The organism is Streptomyces sp. NPDC059002, from assembly GCF_042740435.1.
Taxonomy (GTDB): Bacteria; Actinomycetota; Actinomycetes; order Streptomycetales; family Streptomycetaceae; genus Streptomyces.
Window position 1 is genome coordinate 54,331 of record NZ_JBHYJI010000008.1, and the last position, 22,455, is coordinate 76,785.

A 22,455-nucleotide genomic window follows, 5' to 3' on the forward strand; every position below is an offset into this window, starting at 1 on the left:
AGTGCGGACCATGCGCTCTACGGGACGTGCACGGAGCATCGGGCGACGCACACGGGGGCGCGATGGCGCGAGTACTGCCTTCTTGGGAGGTGCCGTTCGCCACGGAGTCGCTCCCCAAGGAGCATCTGTCCCTCCTCACGGCCGTCGGCACCGGCATGACGGACCGGATCCGCTTCCTGGAGCACTTCGAGGAACACGCCGCCGAGCAGCGCGAGGGCACCTACCTCCTCGGCCTCGCCCACCTGCGGTGCGGCATGCCGTTCGGGGCGCTGCTCATCCTGTCGGACCTGGCCGAGGAACGGCCCGAGCACATCCCGCTGCGGGTCGACGTCGCCACGGCGCTCGTCCACGCGGGCCGGGCCGAGGCCGCGCGGGCGCTCCTCGAACAGGCCCGCGAGACGCTGCGGCAGCGCGGCGGCGGGCTGAGCACGCGCTGGCTCGCACGGATCGGGGAGCGCCTCGCGTGGCTGGACCGGTCCGCGGAACTGCGGGACCTGGAACGGAAGTTCCTGGTGCTGCGGGCCGCCGCCTGGGACGAGGTCCCGCACGACACCATGCCCGTGGAGACCATGCTCCGGTACGCGCAGACCCTGTGCGCTCTCGGTGAACTGGACGACGCCGCCGAGCCGTTCTGGGACGCCGCGCGGGTCGTGACCCGGGCGATGAAAGCGGGTCCGGTCCGCGTCGCCATCCTGGAGATGCTCGTCCGCATCACCCGCTCGGGCCTCCCTGTCTCGCTCCAGCGGATCGCGCTGGACGCCCTGCGGCGGCAGGCCCCCGGCTCACCCGTGCTCCGGGCCGCGCGGGCCCTCACCCTGGAAGAACGCACGCTGCGCCGCCGCGAGGCCCGCTCCGAATGGCACGTCATCCGGGAGGACTTCGAGTACGGCGACGACGAGACCCGCGCCCGCGCCCTGCAACGCGTCCAGCAGCGGGCCATGTGCGGGGACCACCGTTCGCCCTTCCTGGCCGTCTGGGTCTCCGTCAACGCGCGGTCCGGCCGGACGGAGATGGCGCGCGCGATGAGCGCGGAGGTCGCGGAGGAACCCGACATGGAACCCGGCGACCTGCTGTGGATCGCCGAGTCCCTCGCGTCGTGCGGACTGCGGGACGAGGCCCTGGACCACGCGCGCCGCTGCGCCCGGCACACCGACGCCCCGGAGGAAGCGGCCCTCGCCGAGGCGTTCTTGGAGGGTCTCGATGGCGCAGCTCGGTGAGGAGGCCATGTCGGCCGTCGTACGCATGATGGTCGCCGCCACCTTCGACGAGGTGACGACGCTCCTGGAGCAGATCCCCCTGTCCCAACGGGAGTCGGCGGCGCATCTCTTGAGGTGGATGGACGGCCTGGACGGGGATGAGGGCGGGGACGAGGACGGGGGCGGCGACCGTCGGCCCCGTACGGCGGAACTGCACACGTTTCTGGCGGAGTTGTGCGTGTCCGGGTTCGCCGCACCGGGCGGCGCGGGGGCCGACGCGGCGGCGGCGACTGCGGCTACGGCTACGGCTACAGCTACAGCTGGTCCGGCTACCGCGACCGGCACCACCGGCACCGCAGCCGATGCCGCCCCCGCCGAAGCCCCCTCCCCCGACGCTCACACCCAGCCCGCCGACTTCCCCGCCCTGCTCGGCCTCGCCGCGCGCGCCCCCGGCCTGCTCGCCGCCCACCGGAGCCTGCGCAGGCATCGCGCCCTGCTCCCGGACGAGCCCGTGCGGGCGGCCCTGCGGCTCATGGAGTCCGGCGGGCCGCTCGCGGAGGAGGACGACGCGGTGCAGGCGGGGCTGCTCGCGGCGCTCACTCCGTTGAGCGGGAGTCCGCCCGACCGGGTCACGGGCCTGTGCAACTGGGCGCTCGCGCTGGCCAGGCAGAAGCGGACGCGCCGCGCCCTGTTCCACGCGTCGCGCGCCGTCGCGCTGCAGGAGGCGGCGGGCGACGACCGGTCCCTGCTGCCCGCGTATCTCGCGCTGACCGCCGCCCTGGCCGACCTCAACGACCGCGCGCAGGTGCGCCGCGCGCTCAACCACGCGCTGGACCGGGCCCGCGGCCGCCCCGACGCGTCCCCGCACGACGCGGCCAACGCCCACGCCCAGCTCGCGGCGCTCTGCGTCTTCCAGGACGTCCGCCACCAGGAGGCGCTGGAGCACCTGGCGGCGATCCAGGCCCTGCGGGAGGCGGGGGCGAGGTCGCCGCTCCCCGAGCCGACCCTGCGGGAGCTGCAGGCACGCGCGTGGGAGGGCGTCGGCGCGTACGGGGCGGCCGTGCGCGCCTTCCGGGGCCTGCTCGCCGACGCGGGCGACGACGGCACCGGGGAGCGGCGCCGCCAGACGACGCTGTGGCTCGCCCGGTGCACGGCGGCGCGCGGCCGCCACCGCGAGTCCCTGCAGCTCCTCCTGGCCGAGATCGCGCGGAACGAGGCCGAGGCGACGCAGCAGCACCCCCAGATGCGCCTCCAGGTGGCGCTCTCCTTCCTGCGCGAGGCGCGCGAGGGCCGCGGGAACCGCGAGGAACTGCTCCGGCAGGCGGCGCACTGCCTCGTCCTGTGTCTGTTCGACGCGGCGGGCCTGATCCGGTGGGCGGGTCTTGGCGAACTGTTCCTGGGCCTCGCGGACCTGGCCGTGCTCGACGGCGAACCCGACGCGGCCGCCGACCACTTGCGGGACGCGCTGGTCATGACGACCCCCGCCGCACGGGACGACGAGCCGCACGCGATCCGCGTGACGACCCGCCTGATCGCCCCCTTCCTGCGGGCCCTCGGGGAACAGCGGGCCGACATGGGGGAGCTCCTGTCCTACGCCTGTCATCAGGCGCGAGCCGCCATCGAGGGCAACCCGCAGATCGGGATCGCGCTGACCCGCATCCGCATGCTGGCCCTGGAGCGCCTGTCCCGCGTCGCGGCCACGCCGGAGCAACGCGCCGCCCACGAGGCCGAGTTGACGGATCTCTACGCGGCCTGTCTCGCCGACGACACCTGGTACGTCGTACGCGACCTCTGCCTGCCCCTCGCCGACCTGCTGGCCGCCGCGCACGGCCCCGCGGCCGCCGAGGCCCACCTGCGCGCCACCCTCGCCGCCGCCGAACGCCACGAAAGGACCGGCGACACCGTCGGCATGCGCCTCGCCCTCGCCCGGGTCGTCGCCGAGGACCCGGACCGGCGGCAGGAGGCCTTCGACCTGCTCTGGGAGTGCCGCGGGCTGTTGCTGCGGCAGCAGGCGAACGACCACGGCGCGCACTCCTCGCAGGAGTGGGCGGGCCAGACCCTGCCCGTGCACGAGGAGCTGCTCGCCCTGCTGCTCGGCGACGGCGCGGACCTGCTGCGGCTGCCGGACCACCGCTCCGCCCCGTGGCTCGCCTTCGAACTGCACGAGGAGGTGAAGTCGCGGGGCATCGTGGAGGACAGGTCACGGCTGCCGTTCCCGCCGCCCGCCGCCTCGTACGTCGATCCCGAACTCCTGGCGGCCGAGGCCGGGTTGCTGCCCGGTCTGCGCAGGCTCCTGCGCGAGGCCGACCGGGCCGAGCCGGGCCGGGGGCAGCCGGGGGCCGCCGCGCTCCTCGAACGCGTCAGGGAGAGGGTGGCCGAGAAGGCCGCCGAGATCGGCCGCACCGCGCCGGGACACGAGCGCATGCGCCTGGCCCGTGGCATCGACCTGGCGGGGGCGCTGCGCCTCGTCGACGCGCACGCGCCCGCCGAAGGGCTCGTCCTCGCCTCGTACTTCATCGGGGAGCGGCACAGCTTCTGCTTCGTGATCGCCTCGGGCGAGCGGCGTCTGCGCACCTACCGCGTGCCCATCACCCGGGCCGCCCTGCACACCGCGGCCGACACGATCCGGCGCACCGTGGACGGCGACCCGGAGACCTTCCCGCCGCGGCCGAAGATCCATCCGCGCCGCCCGGTGCCGCTCCCGCTCGACGAACTCGCGGGCCCGCTCCTGCCGTTCCAGGACGCGCTGGAGGGACGCGCGCTGCTGTGCGTCGCCCCGCACGGCCCGCTGTCCGTCCTTCCGCTGCACGCGCTGCGCCTCGCCGACGGCCGGTACGTCGCCGAGCGGGCCGCCCTCGTCTATGCGCCGAGCGTGTCCACCCTGGAGTATCTGCTGCTCGACCGGCCCGCACGGCCCGAGCGCGTGCTGCGCGTCGACGTCGCCTCGCTGGAGGATCTGGCGGCCACGGACACCGTCCAGGGCTTCGACGACTCCGTGCCCGCGGGGCTCGAAGGCCCCGGGCGGACCGCCCTGACGGGCACCGCGGCGACCCCGCGGAGCGTGCTGACGGCGCTCGGCGAGCACGACCTGGCGTACATCGCCTGCCACGGCCACTCCGGCGACGGCGAGCCCGGCGACGCCGCGCTGATCCTGACCGACGGCCGCGCGCACGCCAGCATGCACGCGAGCGCCGCGCTGCCCGACGCGCTGCCGTTCCTGCTGCGCGCCCGGGACATCACCACCACGTCGGCCACGCCGGACACCGTCGTGCTGCGCGCCTGTTCGGCGGGCTGGCACGATCCCGCGCACCTCGGCGAGGACTTCACGGGCCTGACGCAGGCGCTGTTCCGCGAGGGCACGCGGACCGTGGTGGCGCCCATCTGGCGGGTGAACCAGCACAGTTCGGCCGAGCTGCTCGACGGCATCGCGCGCGAGCGCCTGGCCGGTGAGCCGCTGTGGCGTTCGCTGTGGCGGGCCCAGCGGCGGCTGATGACCGACGGCGAGCGCCCCTGGCTGGCGCACCCCTACCACTGGGCGGGCTTCATCCCGCTCGGCGACTGGCGGTGAACGCCCCGGCCACGGCGGCCGGGCCACCGCGACCCCACGAGCACGGGAGACACCGGACCATGAGCAGCGTCGACCTCGACTTCGCCCACCTGTCGGACCGCACCGTCGTCCTCGCCCTGGAGGAGATCACCCACACCCTGACCGGCGCCGCGCCGACGCCGCTGCCCGTGTCCAGTGCCGGGGAGGCCGCCGAGGTGGTCGACGCGCTGTTCGCGGCCGCGGGGGTGGCGCCGCCCGCGGGGGGCCCGGCGGCTCCCGGTGCCGCCCGCGCCGTCCTTGCCAGGCTCGCCGCGGACGAGGACAGCGCCGCGGTGAGCGCGCCCGTGCTCGCCGATCCCCCGGCCGACGACCAGATGGGGCTCGCGGAGTCGGCGGACCACATCGTGGTGATCGGCGCCGTCATCGCCTGGCTGCGGCTCAAGGTCGACTTCCGGTTCCACCGCAAGGACGGCGTGAACGAGGTCGAGTTCGAGCTCTCCCAGAAGCCGCCGACGGCCGGTTATCTCCAGGAACTCGCCCAGATCGTCAGGGACTTCTTCCAGCCGCAGCCGTAGGCGCCGCGGCCCGTCAGAACGCGTCCGTGGGCACGTAGGACCCCCACACCTCCCGCAGCGCCCCGCACACCTCGCCCACCGTCGCCCGCGCCCGCAGGGCTTCCTTCATCGGGTAGAGGACGTTCGCGTCGCCCTTCGCCGCCTCCTTGAGCGCGGCGACGGCGGCGTCCACCGCGCCCTGGTCGCGGTCGGCCCGGAGCGCGGCGAGGCGGGCGGTCTGCCGCTCCTCGATGGCCGGGTCGACGCGCAGCGGCTCGTACGGCTCCTCCTCGTCGGCACGGAAGCGGTTGACGCCGACCACGACGCGTTCGCCCGATTCGGTCTCCTGGGCGATGCGGTAGGCGTTGCGCTCGATCTCGTTCTTCTGGAAGCCCTGCTCGATGGCATGCACGGCGCCGCCCAAGTCGTCGACGCGCCGCATGAGTTCGAGCGCGGCCCGCTCCACGTCGTCCGTCATGCTCTCCATCACGTACGACCCGGCGAACGGGTCCACCGTGGCCGTCACGTCCGTCTCGTACGCGAGGACCTGCTGGGTGCGCAGCGCGAGGCGCGCGGACTTGTCGGTGGGCAGCGCGATGGCCTCGTCGAAGGAGTTGGTGTGCAGCGACTGGGTGCCGCCGAGCACCGCGCCGAGGCCCTGGACGGCGACCCTGACCAGGTTCACCTCGGGCTGCTGCGCGGTGAGCTGAACGCCCGCGGTCTGCGTGTGGAAGCGGAGCATCAGCGACTTGGGGTTCTCGGCGCCGAACTCCTCGCGCATGACGCGAGCCCAAATGCGCCTGGCCGCACGGAATTTGGCGACCTCCTCCAGGATCGTCGTACGGGCGACGAAGAAGAAGGAGAGGCGCGGGGCGAAGTCGTCCACGTCCATGCCCGCCGCGACCGCCGTGCGGACGTACTCGATGCCGTCGGCGAGGGTGAAGGCGATCTCCTGCGCGGGCGACGCCCCGGCCTCCGCCATGTGGTAGCCGGAGATCGAGATGGTGTTCCACTTCGGGATCTCGGCCCCGCAGTACCGGAAGATGTCCGCGATCAGGCGCAGCGACGGCTGCGGCGGGAAGATGTACGTGCCGCGCGCGATGTACTCCTTGAGCACGTCGTTCTGGATCGTGCCGGTGAGGCGCGCGGCGTCGACCCCCTGTTCCTCGGCGACCAGTTGGTACATGAGGAGCAGGAGCGCGGCGGGCGCGTTGATCGTCATCGAGGTGGAGACCTGGTCCAGCGGGATGCCGTCGAAGAGCACCCGCATGTCCTCGACCGAGTCGATGGCGACCCCCACCTTGCCGACCTCGCCGTGCGCGATCGGGGCGTCGGAGTCGTGGCCCATCTGGGTCGGCAGGTCGAAGGCGACGGAGAGGCCCGTCGTGCCGTGCTCGATGAGCTGCCGGTAGCGGGCGTTGGACTCCGTCGCCGTGCCGAAGCCCGCGTACTGACGCATCGTCCAGGGGCGGCCCGTGTACATGGAGGGGTAGACGCCGCGCGTGAAGGGGTACGCGCCGGGGGCGCCGAGCCGCTCCGCGGGGTCCCAGCCCGCCAGCACCTCGGGGCCGTACACGGGCTCGATGGGCAGTCCTGACTCCGACTCGTGTGTCATGTCTCCAGCTTGCGCCCGCGCCCGGCACGCGTCACTCGCGGCAAACGGGGAAACACTTCCAGGAGTGGTGTCCAGGAGCACGGGGGGCGTGATGGGCAAGGGCGCGATATCGGTGGGAGCCGTGGCGGTGCTGATGCTGGCCGCGGGGTGCAAGGCGGCGGCGGTCGACACGGACGGCGGGCGGCCGAGTGCGGGAGGCACGGGCGGCGGTGACGCCAGACCGGGGGCGTCGGCCCCTCGGACACCGACACCGACACCCACGCCCAGCCGCACCCCCGATCCCACTCCCACACCCACCCGCACGGAGCGTCCGGCGCCGAAGATCCTCATGGCGACGGGCGCGCGCGGCGGCCAGGTGCGGGAGCTGCAGGCCAGGCTGCGGCAGGTCGCCTGGCTCTTCGAGAACCCCACGGGGACGTACGGCTCGGCCACGACCGCCGCGGTCAAGGGCTTCCAGGGCAAGCGCGGCCTGCCCCGCACCGGCGCGGTCGACACGGTCACCTGGCAGCGGCTGCTCGCCATGACGCGCGAGCCGACGCGGTTCGAGCTGTACTCGGGCGGCGGCATCCCGCCCGCGAAGCCGGATCCGCGCTGTCTGACGGGCCGCGTCCTGTGCATCGCCAAGAGCACCCGCACGCTGACCTGGATGGTCGACGGCAAGGCCGTGTCGACGATGGACGTGCGCTTCGGCGCGCAGTACACGCCGACCCGCGAGGGCACCTTCAGCGTCTACTGGAAGTCGCGGCACCACGTCTCGACGCTCTACCACACCGCCATGCCGTACGCGATGTTCTTCAGCGGCGGCCAGGCCGTGCACTACTCGTCGGACTTCGCGGCGACCGGCTACAACGGCGCGTCGCACGGCTGCGTGAACGTCCGGGACCAGAAGAAGATCGCGCGGCTCTTCGCCGAGGTGCGCAAGGGCGACAAGGTCGTCGTCTACAAGTAGAGAGGTCGCCCGGAAGCAGAAAGGCAGCGTGGGCGGGATCGGGGGAACGTATCCCGCCCACGCTGGTGGCACGGAGCCGAAGGTACGGGGGGAACCCCCGGCTCGTGCGCGGGCCGATGACCAGTCGGCTCACTTCTTACTGCGTCAGAGGGCCGAAAAACGTCACACCTCGCGCCATGATCCGCCGGGTCGGCCCTACGGCAGGTGCGGCAGGGCGCTGTACGTAGGGGCGGGCACCGATCCCGGCATGCTCGGGGACGCCTGCGGCGGGCCTGGGTCGCCGCCCGAGTCGCCGCCGGCGCTGCCGTCCTCACCACCGCCGCTCGACCCGTTGCCGCCGCCGTTGCCGCCTTCGTTGCCGCCGTGGCCGCCCTGACCGCCGCCTTGGCCACCGCCCTGGCCGCCACCTTGGCCACCGCCCTGACCGCCGCCCGTGCCGAGCACCCGGCCGCAGAACTCCTCCACACGGGCGGCGCCCTTGGCGGCTGTCTCAAGGCGGCGCCGCTTCTCGCCCTGGAGTTCACCGCTGCGGTAGTCGCGGCAGGCGACGACGACCTTGCGGTACCAGTCCTTGGTCTTCTCGCCCCGCGGCGTCTCGTCGCCGCCGGGCCGCTGGGTGACGCCGCTGTTGTCGCCGTCGGCCTCGGCCTCGGGGGGCGACGAGGTCGCCGGGGCCCGCGTGTGCTCCTCGTCCGGCGCGGTCCTGTCGTCGGGGACCAGGTCCTCGGAGGGCTCGCCCGCGTCGTCCGACGGCGAGGTCAGCGGCTCCTCGGGAGTGGCGGCGGGCGATGCGGAAGCGGCCGGGCCCGGGTCGTCGTGCCTGCTGAACGGCGAGGGCAGCACGCCCGTGCCCGCCGCCACGGCGACCCCGCCGACCATGCAGGCCGAGAGCGCGGCGGCGAGCCCGAACCGCACGGGTCTGCCCCAGCGCGAGGGTCGCGGCCGCTCGCCCGCCCGGCCGAGGCGCACGCTCTCGCCCGCGGCCGTCTCATGGGCGGGCGTCGCATACGGCGCGGACCGGCTGCCGGTCCGCGCGGAATCCGCGCGGGCCGCGCGGAAGGCCGCCAACGCGGCCGCCTCGCCGGGGAGTTCGCCCTGCGCCTCGCTCCGCAGTGCCGCGGCGCCGGCCGGGAGTTCCGCGGTGTCGGCGGGGAGTTCCGTGGTGGATCCGGCCACGTCCCGCGCCGCCCCGCGGTCGTCGGCGGCCAGCGCGCCGAGCGCCTGGGCGAGCCGGTCGGCCTGTGCGCGCACCTGGGGGTCGAGGCCTTCGACGGGCTCACCGCGCAGCAGACGCTCCGCCGCGTCACGGTCCAGCCACTGGTACTGCTCGTCGGCCATCACATGTCCTTCTGCGTCCGCGTACGCGATTGCGTCACACCGGCGGACGTCACCGCGTGCCCGCGCGGCTCCCGCTGCGGGGGTACGGTGCTCAGCGCGCCCGCCGGGTCGGCGCCGTCCGCGCCGAGCAGTTCCGCGAGTCGCTTCAGGCCGCGGTGCGCCGCCGTGCGGACCGCTCCGGGGCGCTTGCCGAGGGTCTGGGCGGCGCTCTTCGCGTCGAGGCCGACGACGACGCGGAGCACGACGGCCTCGGCCTGGTCCTGCGGGAGCTGGGCTATCAGCGCGAGGGCCCGGCCGGTGGCGAGGGACTCCATCGCCTCGCCCGCGGTGTCCGCCTCGCCCGGCTTGCCGGTCAGCTCCGACTCGTCGCCGCCTATCGCGGGGCGGCGGCCCCGCATGCGTATGTGGTCGAGGGCGCGATTGCGCGCGATGCGCGCCGCCCAGCCCCTGAACCGGTCCGCGTCACCGCTGAACCGGTCGAGATCGCGCGCTATCTGCAGCCAGGCCTCGGACGCGACGTCCTCGGCGTCCGGCTCGGCGACCAGCGTGCGTACGTATCCCAACAGCCGCGGGTGCACAGCGCGGTACACAGTCCGGAACGCGGTCTCGTCCCCGTCCTGCGCCGCAAGCACCGCGGCGGTCAGCTCCGCGTCGTCCCCCAGCACTCTCTCAATCCTGCCACTCGGAGATCTGCGCCCGGCCCCGGCGCGAAGCAGCACGCTACGGCCTCGTCAGGGCCTACGTCCATGTTTGTACAACGTGCAACTAACGCGTGACAGAGCGGGGTGTGACAGAAAACGCACCCGCGGCGCTGAAGGGAGTACGGACCGCACGCGGTTCGTGCCGTGTGCCGGCCGGGGCCTCTCCTGTGGGGGGTGGCGGCCCCGGCCGCGCACGTTGTCTCGCGGGACGCGGTACATGTCACAGCCCCGCGCCCCTTACGGGGCGCTCTCCTGTGCCTCCGGTGGAGCGGGAGACCAAGACGTGGTCGACCGGGCCGGGCGCCAGTCGTCGCGGCGGCGGGTCCGCGCCCGGTGCGCGCCTTCGTCGCGGGCCGCGCGGAACGCCGCGACCGCCCGCCGCTGCGCTTCCGCGTCCACCCCGGTGTCCGCGCCGGCCCGCACCGCCGAGGCGAGCAGTGCGTCGAGGGGAGGCCTGCCCTGCGTACCCCCAGGGCCCAAGGGTTCGTCTGCGTTCATCTCGATTCCCCCAGCGTGCCGGGCCCTTCATCCGTCACACCGTCGAGCCCCAGCCATTCACCGAGCGTGCGCAGTCCGCGGTACGCGGCCGTCCGCACCGCGCCGGGGCGCTTGCCGAGCACCCGGGCCGCCGCGGGGCCGTCGAGGCCGACGACCACCCGGAGCAGTACGGCCTCGGCCTGGTCGGGGGGCAGCCGGGCGATCAGGGCGAGCACGTGCCGGGTCGAGATCGCCTCAAGGGCCTGCGCGGAGGTGCTGTGCGGTGCCGGCAGTTCGAGCATGTCCTGTTCCAGGACGGCGGGGCGGGGCCTGCTCTTCTGGCGGCGCAGATGGTCGAAGGCGCGGTGCCGGGCGATCGTCGCGGTCCAGCCGCGAAAGCCCGCCCCGTCCCCGCGGAACCGCCCCAGGTCCCTGGCTATCTCCAGCCAGGCCTCGGCGGCGACGTCCTCGGCGGTCTCGCCGTCGGTGCCGACGAGTCCGCGCAGATAGCCGACGAGTCCGGGCTGGACGATGCGGTACGCGATCGCGAAGGCGGCCTCGTCGCCCCGCTGCGCCGCCGCGACGGCCCTGCCCAGCTCCTCGTCGTGCGCCTGCGCGCGACGGGGTTCCCCACCCTGGCCCAACGCTTTCCCATCCGGCCGACGCGGCACAGTTCACCGTGCCCGTGCCCCCACGGTCACCAGCGTCCCCGGGCACGGAAATGTCACACGGCGCGAGCGCACGCGGCACGCGTGGGTCTCACACCTCGAAGAGCGAGTCCGGTCCTGTGCCGCCGCCCATCTCCGAGATGTCGATCGTCTGCGCCGCCGCCGGGGCCACCGCGTCGACCGGCTCGTCGTACCGGGAGAACCGCATCTTCATGGCGCGGCCGTTCTCCTCCGCCTCCAGGCCGATGAGGTACGGCTTGCCGCGCGCGGCCACGTACACGGACGTCGCCTCGCCCTTCCCGTCCTCGTTCTCGACCAGCGGGATGACGTCCATGCCGTAACGCCGGGTCTGGGGAAGGGCCTTGATGACGTCGTCCGGGCCGGGGCTGCCGGGCATCTGGCGGAGCATCTTGTCGAGGTCGCAGCTGTCCACCGGCATCGAGGAGCCGCCGACGCTCTTGCCCGTCGGGATCTTCAGGTACTTGCCGCGCGCGAGCGCCGTGCGTTCCCTGGCCCGCGCCGCGACCTGCGGGCCCTGCCGCGCCGCAAGATCGCGGATCTCGTCGAGGGACTTGTCGTTGAACCGCACATAGGTCGCGTCGCCCGCGACCATGATGAGGTCGCCGCGCTGCGCGGGGCCCGCGTCGAAGGTTCCCGTGCAGTTGCTGTCGCGGTCCATGTGCAGGGAGACCTTCTGGTGGCCCTGCGGGGTGGCCATGTCGACGCCGAGGCGCAGCGATTCCGCGTCCTGGACGAGCCCCATGGCCTCGACGGAGAGGTCCCTGCCGCGCCGCTCGTCCTCGGGCGTGACCTCTTCGAGGGTGCCTCCGGAGTACGTCACCGTGCCGCCCTTGGTGCCGCAGGACGTGAGCGCGCCCGCGATCGCGCCCACCGCGAGCGTGAGCGCGGCCGCCCGCACCCATCGTCTGTCCGTCGCCGTACGACCGTTCACGCGTCTCCCCGCCCGTTACCCGATTCCCCGCCGCACAGGCGCCTCATGGACACCTCACAGCATCACAACTGTCACATGACCCAGCGCACCGGCCCGGCCCGTTGTCACACCTGTGGCGTGCGGGATACATCACGCGACAAATCGCCCCCGCGGCTACAACCCTTTCCCCCTTCGGTCAGTCGTACGGACTCGCTTGGTTCATCTGGAATTCGCTGAGGGGTGGGGCACATGAGCCCGCGCAAACCACGTGAAAGAGCGCGTACCACGCATGCGTACAGGCCGCTGAGTCTCCGGCGCAGGGCGTGGCTGACGATCGGAGCCGTCGTGCTGGGGGGCGCGGGGGCGGTGACGTACGCGATGGCGTCACCCGATTCCGGGGACAGGCCCGACGTCGACCCGCGGGCGAAGCGGCCGGTCAGTGTGCACGACGTCGCCCTGCGGTCCGACGGTGCGGGCAAGCGGGAGCTGCCGCGCACCACGACCGGGCAGTTCTCGCTGCTCGGTGTCTCGTGGAGCGGCGTCACCGAGGAGCTGGAGGGCACGGCGGAGGTCCGCACGCGCGCCGTCGGTTCCACCGCGTGGAGCGGCTGGCGGCGCCTGGACCTGGAGACGCATCCGCCGGAGCAGGCGGAGGCGGGCATGCGCGCCGCGTCCGAGCCGCTCTGGGTCGGGCCTTCGGACGGCGTCGAGGTGCGGGTCGTGGCGGCCGACGGCACGTCACATGCCGTACTGCCCAAGGGACTTGAGGTCAATCTCGTCGACCCGGGCGTGACGTCCAAGGAGGCGGCGAACCCGGCGCTCGACGGCGGCACCGACGCGACCGGCGGCGGCACGGCACTGTCCCCCGCGGCCTTCGCGGCCGAGGACGCGACCCCGACGCCGGCCCCGACCTCGGCTCCGACCCCGGACGCGTCGGCACCGGCCACCGAAGGACCGACGGAGCCCGCGGATCCGACCGGTTCCCCGACCCCGCCCCCGTCCCCGTCCCCGACCCCCGACCCCACCCCCACGAAGCCCACGCCCCCGCCGTCCACGGTCACCCAGCCGCCCGTGATCGGCCGCGCCGCCTGGGGCGCCGACGAGTCGCTGGTGAAGGACCCGCCGGAGTACATCGACAAGGTCAAGGCGGTCTTCGTCCACCACACGGTCGGCACGAACGACTACAGCTGCGCGCAGTCCCCGGCGCTGGTCCGCGGCATCATGACGTACCACGTGAAGACCGAGGGCTGGAACGACCTCGGCTACAACTTCCTCGTCGACAAGTGCGGGCAGATATTCGAGGGCCGCGCGGGCGGCATCGACGTACCCGTGCGCGGTGCGCACACCTACGGCTTCAACGGCGAGTCCACGGGCATCGCCGTCCTCGGCGACTTCGAGGGCGACCCCGCGACGGACAAGCCCGCGGGCAGGCCGTCCCGCGCCGCCCTGGAGTCGGTGGCGCGCGTCGCGGCCTGGAAGCTCGGCCAGTACGGCGGCGACCCGACCGGCAAGGCCACGCTGACCGCGGCCGACGACACCGGCGTGTGGAAGAAGGGCGAGCAGGCCTCGCTGAACACGGTCTCCGGTCACCGCGACGGCTTCGCGACCGACTGCCCCGGCAAGAATCTGTACGCCAAGCTCGGCGAGATCCGCCGCTACGCGAGCAGCGCGGGCAAGAACTCCGCGATCCCGACCGGGGACTTCAACCGCGACGGCATCACGGACCTCGTCGCGGGCACCCCGAAGGCGTCGTCGAACCGCGGCCGCGTGACGGTGGTACCCGGCGGCCTCGAAGGGCCCGTGGGCTCGTCCCGAATCTCCCTCACCCAGGCCAGTGAGGGCGTCCCCGGCGCCTCCGAGACCGGCGACGACTGGGGCGCGGCGACCGCGTGGGGCGACCTGAACGCGGACGGGTACGCCGACCTCGTCATCGGCGCCCCCGGCGAGGACGACGCGTCGGGCCACAAGGACCGCGGCGCGGTCACCATGCTGTACGGACCGAAGTTCACCTCCGGCACGGACATGCAGCTCTCGGACGACTTCCACTACCCCGGCGCCCGGTTCGGCTCCGCGGTCGCGTCCGGCGACTTCAACGCCGACGGCAAGGCGGACGTCTTCGCGGCGGCCACGGGCACCGGCGGCTCATGGGCCGCGCGCCTCGACCAGGACCGCGAGTCGGGCGGCAGCCTCACCTCGGGCGACACCGCGATCTCGTACGCCGACGCGGCGTCCGGCGACTTCAACCGCGACGGTTACGCGGATGTGGCCCTCACCTTCCGCGACCAGGCGGGCAAGGGCAAGGTCAGCTGGTTCAAGGGCGGCCGCTCGGGCCTGTCCCGGGTCGGCAACCTCTCCGTGCCCGGCGGCCGTTCGGTCGCCGTGGGCGACGTCAACGGCAACGGCTACGACGACCTGGTCATCGGCCAGCCGTACACCGCCGAGTCCGGTGCGCACGCGGGCGGTCAGGTGACGGTGGTCCCCGGCACGTCGACGGGCTTCACCACGACCGGCATGAAGACGGTGCACCAGGCCACGACCGGCGTCCCGGGCGCCGCGGAGGCGGGCGACGCGATGGGCTGGTCCGTCGCGGCCGGCGACTACAACGCCGACGGCTACGCGGACGTCCTCACCGGCGCCCCCGGCGAGGACATCACCCGCTCCGGCGGCAACCGCAAGGATGCGGGCACCTCGCTGCTCCTGAAGGGCTCCTCGTCCGGCCTCACCGGGTCGGGCGCGAAGGCCTTCTCGCAGGACGAGCCCGGCGTCCCCGGCGCCACCGAGTCCGGCGACCGGCTCGGCTCCTCCGCGACCCTCGCGGACCTGTCCGGCTTCGGCCGCGCGGACCTCGCCATCGGCGTCGACGGCGAGGACTCGGGCGACGGCACGATCCTCCAGCTGGACAGCGGCAGTTCGGGCGTCCCCGGGTCGAGCGGCGTCTACTACGGGCGTACGGCGCTGGGGACCCCGGCCGCCGCACACCTGGGCCAGGCGCTGACGCCGTAACGCGCACGGCAGGGTGCCCGGCGGATCATCCCGTTCCGCTGGGCACCCGGCAGTCCTCCGGCTGCGGCCTGCCCTTGGGCCAGCCGATGCCGACGAACTCCAGCTTCCGTGTCGACGGGTTCAGTTCGACGACGGCCACCGGCTTGTCGTAGGCGTTGCCCGCGTTGGTCAGACAGATCCAGCCGCTGGTCCCCGCGACCCGGTTGGCCGCCTCCAGGCGCTGCCACATGTCGGAGACCCGCTTCAGGGGCGGCACCGTGCCCTCGGTCTGGGCGTTGGCGAGCAGCACGGCCTTGGCGATGGTGCGTACGCCGTCGTGCACCAGCATGGTGCGGGAGTCCTCCAGGCGGACGGGCCCGATGTCGCCCGCGCTCCCCCTGCCGATCAGGAGCCGCAGTTCGCGCAGCTCCTGCTGGGGCTCGGTGAAGTAGGCGGGCCGCTTCTTCGTGCTGCCCCTGCCGCTCAGTTCCCTGTCCCACGCCTCGGGGTGTCCCGGCGCCGCGTACTGCACCGTGATGGCGGGCTCCTTGCCGTCGCCGCCGCGCAGCTTCGCCCAGTCGTCGTCCTTCATATAGCGGTTGAGCGTGGCCGATCCGGAGCCGCTGACGATGGTGTACTTCTTGCCGCGGCACGGCACCTCGGCCAGCTTCAGGGCGAAGAGCCGCAGATGGACGGGGCGGCCCGCGAAGTAGACGTAGCGCGCGGAGGACTGGCAGATGTTCTGCGCGATGAGCGAGAAGTCGTTGCCGGTGTCCCCGGGGTCGCTGATCGAGGGGGAGTCGAACGTCTGGTCCTTGGGTCCCGGCGGGCCCGGCTCCTTGCGGCTGAACGCCTTGGCGAGCGAGTCGTTGTAGATGTCGTGCGGCCGCTCGTCCTTGACCAGGACGGTCTCCTCGTCCTTGAGCCTGCCGTGGAAGCTGGCGAGCGCGTCCGCCTGCTGGCGGTTGGTCGGGATGATGCGGGCGAGGCCGGGATAGGGGTCCTTGCCGCCGCTCTTCTCGGGGTTGGCGAGCTCGTCCGCGCTGACGCGGCTGGCGAGCACCGGGATGTGCAGTTCGTTGGTGAGGCGGGAGATGGCCTTCTTCGTGGCGTCCAGGCTGAGGTTGAAGCCCGTGACGGCGCGCAGGTTGTCACGCTTGTCGGCCGCCATGTCCGCCAACTGGTCGACGACCCTTGACTGTTGGGCGTACGCGTCACCGGGGTTGGCGAGGACGAGGCGCATCAGCGGGGTGCTCTCGTTGCGGTTGGCCCGGTACTGGGCGAGGTAGGCGCCCTGGATCTCGCTGCGCAACTGCTTGCGCTCGGCGGCGAGTCCGGGCTGCAGGGGCAGCATCAGGGCGACGGTGACGTGCGGTTTGTCGCCGACGAACCGCTCGTTCTCCTTGGCGATCGCGCGGGCGACCTCGGCTATCTCCGGCGTACCGAAGGCGTAGCCGGTGCCGTTGACGCCGATGCACTCGCCGTCGTGCTTCTCGACGCCGGTGGCACAGCTGTCCGGTTCGCCGAAGGACGGCAGAGTCATGGCCAGGAGCACGCCCACGGCCGCGAGGCCGAGCAGCGTGAGGATCCTGCGCATCCAGTTGGCCCAGAACGTGTTGTACAGCCAGTTCCCGAACTGCCTCAACGCTGCCCCTCCCTCTCCGTGCTTCGTCCGTGTCGGCCGGATCCGTGTCGGCCGGATCCAAGTCGGCCGGATCCGTCTCAGCCGAACCCGATGTGCTCCGTGCACACGCACCGCTTCAGCGGCTGCTTGTCCTCGGCCCTGTCCCCCCAGTCGCGGGCCATCCGGATGAGCAGCGCGGCCCCGTCCGCGGCCCTGGCCACGTCGGCCCCCTCGGGGCCCTGGTCGCGCACCGCCTCGTCGGCGATCTGCGACAGCTCCTCGCTGAGGTCCCGCAGGGGCCCGCGCAGCACCCCCGGCACCGTCTCGTCCAGCGGCTGCGTCCGGTCCTCGGTGAGCCACACCGCGTGCAGCAGCCGGTCGATCTGGCGCCGCCGCGCGTCACCGCGCACCTGGGTCTCGCCGAGCGCGCGGGCGTACCGGTCGTCGTCCGCGCCGATCAGCGCGGCGTCCGCGACGGCGAGGAGTTCCTCGCACCATTCGGCGATGGGGCGGGTGAGGAAGGTCCCTGCCAGATACCGCGTGACGAGGTCCGCGCCGTCGGAGGCGAGGAGATGGTGCATGCGGTGCGCGCCCGCGGTGACGAACAGGGCGTCGGGATGGCCGTCCCCCAGGTCCCGGTAGTGGCCCTGCAGCAGTGCGTGGTCCGCGTGCCAGGCCGCCCCGCCGTCGCGCAGCCGGTACAGCCGCCGCGTGAGGAGCCGGCGCAGGCCGATGTCGCCGATGAAGTGCCGGGGGCAGCGGGGCCAGCCGGTGTCCTCCAGGAGTTCGGCGACGCGGTAGGCGTTCAGGCGCTCCGTGCGCCCCTCCTGCACCGCGCGCACCAGCGTCTGGGCGCACTCCACGTCGTGCGCCACCGACAGATGGGTGAGCAGGTCCAGCCAGTGGCCGCGGTGTTCCGGCGGAAGCTCCTCGGGGCGCTCGCGGTCGAGCAGTTCGTCGACGAGCACGTCGGCCACCGGACGGTCGGCCACGGGCCGCCCCTGGTCGTCCTCGCCCGCGGGCACCCGCGCGTCCAGGATCGCCCAGTCGGTGCACTCCTCGGGCGTCGGGAACGACGCCGCGGCGGTCGCCTCGCCGAGCCGGGTCACGAACAGCGGGCGGCCGCCGCTCAGCCGGTGCACACCGCTGTGGACGCGCAGCCGTACGGCGTTGTCCGACGGCGCCCGGCCGCCCCGCAGCCTGCTGAGTTCGTCCTTCTGCTGGTCGCGGGTGAGCACGGGCATACGGACGCGCAGGACGCCGCGCCACAGCGGCGCATGGTCGGGAACGGCGTCCGGCGGACGGCTCCACTCGGGCAGCGCGCCCATGAAGGGCCGCCACGTCGCCATGCCCTCGGCGGAGCTGCCCGCGCGGTGCAGAAAGCGGCCGCCGTCCTCGCGCCGGGCGGTCGCGAAGATCACAAGACGGTCGTGGTGCCCGCGCTCCCGGTCCTCCAGAGCGGGCTTCACGAGCCGCCTGCCCAGGGAGCCGTCCGCGTGGTCGAGGAGCAGTGCGGGCCGCCCGACCCGCGACATGCGCCCGCGTACGGAGTGGTAGGCGGCGTCGATGTCCTGCCGCAGCGCCCGGAACAGAAACCCCTCGGCGATCCGCCGCGCCTCCCCGCCCTGCTGGAAGTCGTCGCCCAACGACCGCAGCCCGGCGAGGGGTTGGCCTCCCGCGCCGGGATACTCGCCGTAGCAGGCGGCGAGTGCGGCCCTGCCCTCCGTGGACGCGCGGGCGAAGAGTCCGTCGAGCAGGGCGTTGACGAAGGGGCCGACGACCGGACTGCTGACGAGCCCCGCCAGATACCCCAGATAGTTCTTGGCGGTCCCTTTGATCACCCCGCGCCAGAAGGACCCGGGCGGCAGGATCCCGTCCAGCCGCCCCACCTCGTTCACCAGGGGCGCCGCCCGGGCAAGCCGGTCACTCGCCGCCACGGCCGCGAGCCCCGCGTACAGCCGCGGAACGGCGATCCCGCCGCCGTCGCCGCCCCAGTCGCCGTACTGCAGCGCGATCTTGCGCAGCACCTCGGTCACTTCCGACCGGCTGCCGGGCTGCTCCTCGGCCTGCTCCCGGCAGTCGGTCAGCGCGCAGTCGACGTACGCGGTGGGGACGCGCGGCCCGAACTGCTTCCGTATGCACCGCAACAGCCGCCCCTTGCCCATCCCCGGCCCGCCGACCAGCAGCACCACGGGCAGGTCGTCCCCGTACAGCAACTCCCGCCTGCGCCCGGCCGCGGTCCTCCCGAGCAGCCGGGCGACCAGGCCGCCGTCGTCCAGCAGCTCATCGAATCCGAGTTCGTCAGGCACGGGCTTCTCCGTGGCCGGGGCGGCCGGGGGGCGCGAATGATGGCACGTCAGGCTAACGAGGCACCTGAGGCTTTGGGGAGAGTTTCCACATGCCGGTGAAATTAGGCCGGTTACCTGCACCGGGGACACCTGCACAGCGGGTACCGCGCACCCGCCGGAAGCGGCGCGACGTCCCTGGCCGGGTAGTAGACGAGGCGAGGCCCCCAGGTGCGCCCGCCGTCCCGCGAGACCCGCAGAGTGATGCCGGGCCCCTTCCACTGCTCCTCGGGCACCCCTTCGCCGACCTCGACCATGACCCCACCTCTCGCTCTGCGTGCTGTTCCGGTCACAGAGTGAGGTGGGCGCTCGTACGCTGGGTAGATGGCTCAGAGTGACAACGGAACCTGCACATGGGGGAGTTGGGCGTGGCAATCGAGGACAACCCGGAAGCACGTACGAAGTACGGCGAGGAGCTGCGCCAACGCCGCGAGGCGGCCGGGCTCACGCAGGAGGAACTGAGCCAGCGTGCGGTGATGTCGCACACGCACATCGCGCACATCGAGGCGGGGCGGCGCAGACCGGACGCGGAGGACGCCCGAAGGCTCGACCAAGTCCTGGGAACGGGCGGGTTCTTCGTGCGGTTCCTGCCGACGTTGGATGGGCGGAGGGTGGCGGAGCACTTCGCGGAGGCGCTGGAGTTCGAACGGCAGGCAACGGTTATCAGGGAGTACGCCTGCACCCTGGTGCCGGGTTTCCTGCAGACCGAGGCATACGCAAAGGAAGTACTTGGCTCAGGACACCCTCCCAAGAGCGACGCAGAACGTGACAAGCTCCTGAGCACACGCCTGGAACGCACCCACATCCTTGACGACTTCGGCTCACCTGTTGTGTGGGTTCTGTTCGGTGAAGCTGTCCTGCGCCAGGCCATCGGCAGCCCCGCTGTCATGTGCGAACAGCTCGGTCACATTGCCGAGTTGGGAGCCACCCGCCGCATCCGCGTCCACGTACTGCCGTTCCGCGCCGGCGCCCATGCCGCACTTGAAGGGCCGGTCAAACTCATGTGGTTCGAGGACCTCCCACCAGTCGCCTACGTGGAAGGCTTGAAGACCGGCCGAGTGTGGGAACTCCCGTCTGTAGTACGCCAGTGCCAGGAGGTCTACGATCACGCGCTGGGCGACGCTCTGTCGCACCGAGATTCCCTGGCCCTGATCAGATCCGTCGCAGAGGACTACGAACATGAAGCGCAGTGAGCACAGCATCCCCGATGCCTCGGTTCTGCCGTCCTGGCGCAAGTCCAGCTACAGCGGCGAAAGCGGCGCCAACTGCCTGGAAGTCACCACCCCCGCCACCTACACGAGTTGGCGCAAGTCGACGTACAGCTCCAGCGATGCGGCCGACTGCCTAGAAGTGAACGACACCGCCTACGAGACCCACGCCCACGTCCCCGTCCGCGACAGCAAGCACCCCCACGGCCCCGCCGTAGTCTTCGCGGCCCCCGCCTGGACCGCGTTCATCGCCTCCGTGAAGACCGGGACCGCCTAACGACGCCCGTGCTCACGGACGGCAACAACCCCCGGCGCCCAAGCGAGCCAATCGCCGCAGTCCTCGATGGGGCGCCGCCCGCACCGCCGCGGGCCGCTTCCCGAGGAGTCGCGCGGCCGCGGGCCCGTCGAGCCCCACCACGACACGTAGCAGAACCGCCCTCCCCTGATCGGGCGGAAGCGCGGCGACGAGCCTCAGCACGCACACGGTGGAAAGGGCTTCAAGGACCTGCCCGGAGGTATCGTCCGCACCGGCCAGTTCGAGCACGTCCGAGGACAGCATCGAGGCGCGCGGCCGACTCCTCTGGCGCCGCAGATGGTCAATGGCGCGATGGCGCCCGACAGTTGAGGCCCACCGGCGAAAGTCCGCCCCGCCGCCACGAAACCGCCCCAGATCGCGAACGATCTGCAGCCAGGTTTCGGAGGCAACGTCTTCCGCATCCTCACGCACAAGCCCGCGCAGATACCGAAGAAGCCCCGGATGAACACACCGATAAACAACAGCAAAAGCAGCCTCGTCCCCCGCACCGGCCGCCCGCAGAGCCCGCGTCAACTCCTCGTCATTTCCCGCCGCATGGCGATGGTCCCCACCCTGCCCCACGCTCTCCTCTTAACCCCGCTGACACTGCTCACCGTGCCCGTGTCCTGCCACCCGCGTTTCCCACTCGTCGGCTCACTCTGCAGCAGCACCCCGAAACAAAAGAAGCCTTCTTAATTCCCCTGTATCACGCAGCGTGTCGCACACGTCCCGGCAAAGTGAGGTAAAAGGTCTGAAGCGAAGGTTCGGAACCACCAATTCCGCCCCGCTCAAGGCAGTTGATGACCTTGCCCAAGGGATTCCACACCCGCCCGTCCGGCATCCGGACGCCGACGGACTGCCCGAAGAATTCCCGCTGTTCCTCGTCGAAGTCGACCCAAACGGCACCAGCGCGACGCACAAGGACTTCCCCGACATAGGCCCCGAGCCCGAAGAGCGTCCCTGGAACCTCATCACACCCGCGGCCGCCCTTCCGCAGCCCGTCGATGAGAAAGTCGACCACTCGCAGGCTGGCGACGGAGAAATCGAGGGGAAGCCGATTCCGCAGGGTCACCTGCGCGACAAATCCCCGCGCCCGCCCCCGCATCTCCCCCGCTCTCGGCGCCTGTCTTCCCTCACCGTCCATGACTTCCACCCCTTCGTCTCAGCAGTCGAGAGGGCGCCGAAGCACCCTCACCCTGCCAAGCGGAAGACCTCTCCTTGCCATGACGGCTTCGGTTCGTGCCTCTTCTCACACGAACAAGCACCGCGTTTCGTACAACCATCGGCCCAGCTCAGGCGTCACGCCGTTCTCGTGTTCCTCCCAGGGGTCAATTCCCTCCGACCACAGCCGCCGCAATTCATCTCTGGAAGACTGATCGCCGTGTCCAACTCATACGCGCAACCCATCTTCAGGACGGCCGAACTCGCGGACGGGCTGAGCATCGTTGATCAGCTGCTCGGCCTTGCCGACACCAGTGGCCTCGAAGTCGACTTCGAGGCGCGGGCCCGCTCGCAGCAGGACCTGGACCCGCTCTTCGCCGCCCTCCCGGCAGCGGACCGCTGGACCGAGGAGAACGGCGACGGCCTGTCGGCGACGGCGAACAGCTCATCGCCGCATCTCCCCGCCTGGCTGCAGAGCTGGGGCATGGCGCCAGACATCGTGCCCGCCCTCCTTCCGGCGGTGGGCGGCATCCCTGCGGCGCTGCGATGGGACTTCGCCGGTTGGCCCGAAGCTCCCGAGGCGGGGCTGGGGGGAGGTGGCTCCCGAGGCGCGTTCGTGACGCTGTGCATGAATGTCCGCGACCTGGATCTGACGGAACCCTCGGCCGATCACACGGTTTTCGTGCATGTGAAACAGTTCGAGGCGGAACGGGCTCCTTGGCTGGCGGCCCGTGTCGGCTGCCGGGTGATCGGCGATCTGGTGATGGCGCCCCATTGATCCCGTCGCGAACGAGAAAGAACGCCAGCACGCCACCGCTCGGAAATCCAGCGGTGGCGTGCCTTGTTCAGCAGTGCTCTGTTTCA

The 22,455-nt window shown here is 72.5% G+C and carries 18 protein-coding genes; 8 read left to right on the plus strand and 10 right to left on the minus strand.

Going from position 1 to position 22,455, the window contains the following annotated elements:
- Window positions 1-62 precede the first annotated feature (62 nt).
- From ACFWZ2_RS10070 to ACFWZ2_RS10080, 3 genes are read left to right on the plus strand one after another with little or no spacing between them, the layout of a single operon-like run.
- A complete protein-coding gene (locus ACFWZ2_RS10070; RefSeq protein ID WP_384544289.1) occupies window positions 63-1,217 on the plus strand; it encodes a tetratricopeptide repeat protein in 1,155 nt (384 codons plus the stop codon).
- Window positions 1,201-4,764: a CHAT domain-containing protein gene (locus tag ACFWZ2_RS10075; RefSeq protein WP_384544291.1), complete on the plus strand. Its 3,564-nt coding sequence runs from the start codon at window positions 1,201-1,203 to the stop codon at window positions 4,762-4,764. The genes ACFWZ2_RS10070 and ACFWZ2_RS10075 overlap by 17 nt, the downstream gene beginning before the upstream one ends.
- A 59-nt stretch (window positions 4,765-4,823) precedes the next feature.
- Window positions 4,824-5,318 carry a hypothetical protein gene (locus tag ACFWZ2_RS10080; protein WP_384544293.1) on the plus strand — a complete coding sequence of 165 codons (495 nt, stop codon included), beginning with the start codon at window positions 4,824-4,826 and terminating at the stop codon, window positions 5,316-5,318.
- 13 nt (window positions 5,319-5,331) lie between these two features.
- On the opposite strand, the gene ACFWZ2_RS10085 is transcribed toward ACFWZ2_RS10080, so the two are convergent.
- Window positions 5,332-6,912: a methylmalonyl-CoA mutase gene (locus ACFWZ2_RS10085; protein WP_384544295.1), complete on the minus strand. Its 1,581-nt coding sequence runs from the start codon at window positions 6,910-6,912 to the stop codon at window positions 5,332-5,334.
- A 91-nt stretch (window positions 6,913-7,003) separates the two neighbouring features.
- On the opposite strand from ACFWZ2_RS10085, the gene ACFWZ2_RS10090 reads away from it, so the two are divergent.
- Complete coding sequence (locus ACFWZ2_RS10090; protein WP_384544534.1) at window positions 7,004-7,861, plus strand: L,D-transpeptidase family protein; 858 nt, start codon at window positions 7,004-7,006, stop codon at window positions 7,859-7,861.
- Between the two features lie 195 nt (window positions 7,862-8,056).
- Here ACFWZ2_RS10090 and ACFWZ2_RS10095 read toward each other — a convergent pair whose 3' ends face one another.
- The 5 genes from ACFWZ2_RS10095 to ACFWZ2_RS10115 all read right to left on the minus strand — a co-directional run bounded on the left by ACFWZ2_RS10095 (window position 8,057) and on the right by ACFWZ2_RS10115 (window position 11,997).
- Entirely contained in the window at window positions 8,057-9,199 is a 1,143-nt protein-coding gene (locus tag ACFWZ2_RS10095) for a hypothetical protein (protein ID WP_384544297.1), read from the minus strand.
- Window positions 9,199-9,864, minus strand: a complete 666-nt coding sequence (locus tag ACFWZ2_RS10100; RefSeq protein WP_384544299.1) for an RNA polymerase sigma factor — start codon at window positions 9,862-9,864, stop codon at window positions 9,199-9,201. The genes ACFWZ2_RS10095 and ACFWZ2_RS10100 overlap by 1 nt, the downstream gene beginning before the upstream one ends.
- 273 nt (window positions 9,865-10,137) lie before the next feature.
- Window positions 10,138-10,398, minus strand: coding sequence for a hypothetical protein (locus ACFWZ2_RS10105; RefSeq protein ID WP_384544301.1), 261 nt, complete (start codon window positions 10,396-10,398; stop codon window positions 10,138-10,140).
- A complete protein-coding gene (locus ACFWZ2_RS10110; RefSeq protein WP_384544303.1) occupies window positions 10,395-11,021 on the minus strand; it encodes an RNA polymerase sigma factor in 627 nt (208 codons plus the stop codon). The genes ACFWZ2_RS10105 and ACFWZ2_RS10110 overlap by 4 nt, the downstream gene beginning before the upstream one ends.
- 115 nt (window positions 11,022-11,136) lie before the next feature.
- Window positions 11,137-11,997 carry a hypothetical protein gene (locus ACFWZ2_RS10115; RefSeq protein WP_384544305.1) on the minus strand — a complete coding sequence of 287 codons (861 nt, stop codon included), beginning with the start codon at window positions 11,995-11,997 and terminating at the stop codon, window positions 11,137-11,139.
- A gap of 357 nt (window positions 11,998-12,354) precedes the next feature.
- Between ACFWZ2_RS10115 and ACFWZ2_RS10120 the strand changes: the two genes are divergently transcribed.
- A complete protein-coding gene (locus ACFWZ2_RS10120; protein ID WP_384544307.1) occupies window positions 12,355-14,979 on the plus strand; it encodes an FG-GAP-like repeat-containing protein in 2,625 nt (874 codons plus the stop codon).
- A 25-nt stretch (window positions 14,980-15,004) separates the two neighbouring features.
- Here ACFWZ2_RS10120 and ACFWZ2_RS10125 read toward each other — a convergent pair whose 3' ends face one another.
- Together ACFWZ2_RS10125 and ACFWZ2_RS10130 are read right to left on the minus strand one after the other, a co-directional pair.
- The gene (locus ACFWZ2_RS10125) at window positions 15,005-16,603 is read right to left on the minus strand and encodes an amino acid ABC transporter substrate-binding protein (protein ID WP_384544309.1); all 1,599 of its coding nucleotides are present in this window, start codon (window positions 16,601-16,603) and stop codon (window positions 15,005-15,007) included.
- Between the two features lie 77 nt (window positions 16,604-16,680).
- The gene (locus ACFWZ2_RS10130) at window positions 16,681-18,891 is read right to left on the minus strand and encodes a hypothetical protein (protein ID WP_384544311.1); all 2,211 of its coding nucleotides are present in this window, start codon (window positions 18,889-18,891) and stop codon (window positions 16,681-16,683) included.
- A gap of 404 nt (window positions 18,892-19,295) precedes the next feature.
- Here ACFWZ2_RS10130 and ACFWZ2_RS10135 point away from each other — a divergent pair, with 404 nt between their 5' ends.
- The gene (locus tag ACFWZ2_RS10135; RefSeq protein WP_384544313.1) at window positions 19,296-20,120 is read left to right on the plus strand and encodes a Scr1 family TA system antitoxin-like transcriptional regulator; all 825 of its coding nucleotides are present in this window, start codon (window positions 19,296-19,298) and stop codon (window positions 20,118-20,120) included.
- On the plus strand, window positions 20,107-20,412 hold the full coding sequence (locus tag ACFWZ2_RS10140) for a DUF397 domain-containing protein (RefSeq protein ID WP_384544315.1): 306 nt from the start codon (window positions 20,107-20,109) through the stop codon (window positions 20,410-20,412). The genes ACFWZ2_RS10135 and ACFWZ2_RS10140 overlap by 14 nt, the downstream gene beginning before the upstream one ends.
- Window positions 20,413-20,424: 12 nt before the next feature.
- Here the strand turns inward: ACFWZ2_RS10140 and ACFWZ2_RS10145 are convergent, their stop codons facing one another.
- Window positions 20,425-21,012: an RNA polymerase sigma factor gene (locus tag ACFWZ2_RS10145; protein ID WP_384544317.1), complete on the minus strand. Its 588-nt coding sequence runs from the start codon at window positions 21,010-21,012 to the stop codon at window positions 20,425-20,427.
- A gap of 124 nt (window positions 21,013-21,136) precedes the next feature.
- The gene (locus ACFWZ2_RS10150; protein WP_384544536.1) at window positions 21,137-21,535 is read right to left on the minus strand and encodes a hypothetical protein; all 399 of its coding nucleotides are present in this window, start codon (window positions 21,533-21,535) and stop codon (window positions 21,137-21,139) included.
- A gap of 276 nt (window positions 21,536-21,811) precedes the next feature.
- Between ACFWZ2_RS10150 and ACFWZ2_RS10155 the strand changes: the two genes are divergently transcribed.
- Window positions 21,812-22,369 carry a hypothetical protein gene (locus ACFWZ2_RS10155; protein ID WP_384544319.1) on the plus strand — a complete coding sequence of 186 codons (558 nt, stop codon included), beginning with the start codon at window positions 21,812-21,814 and terminating at the stop codon, window positions 22,367-22,369.
- Window positions 22,370-22,455: the final 86 nt, after the last annotated feature.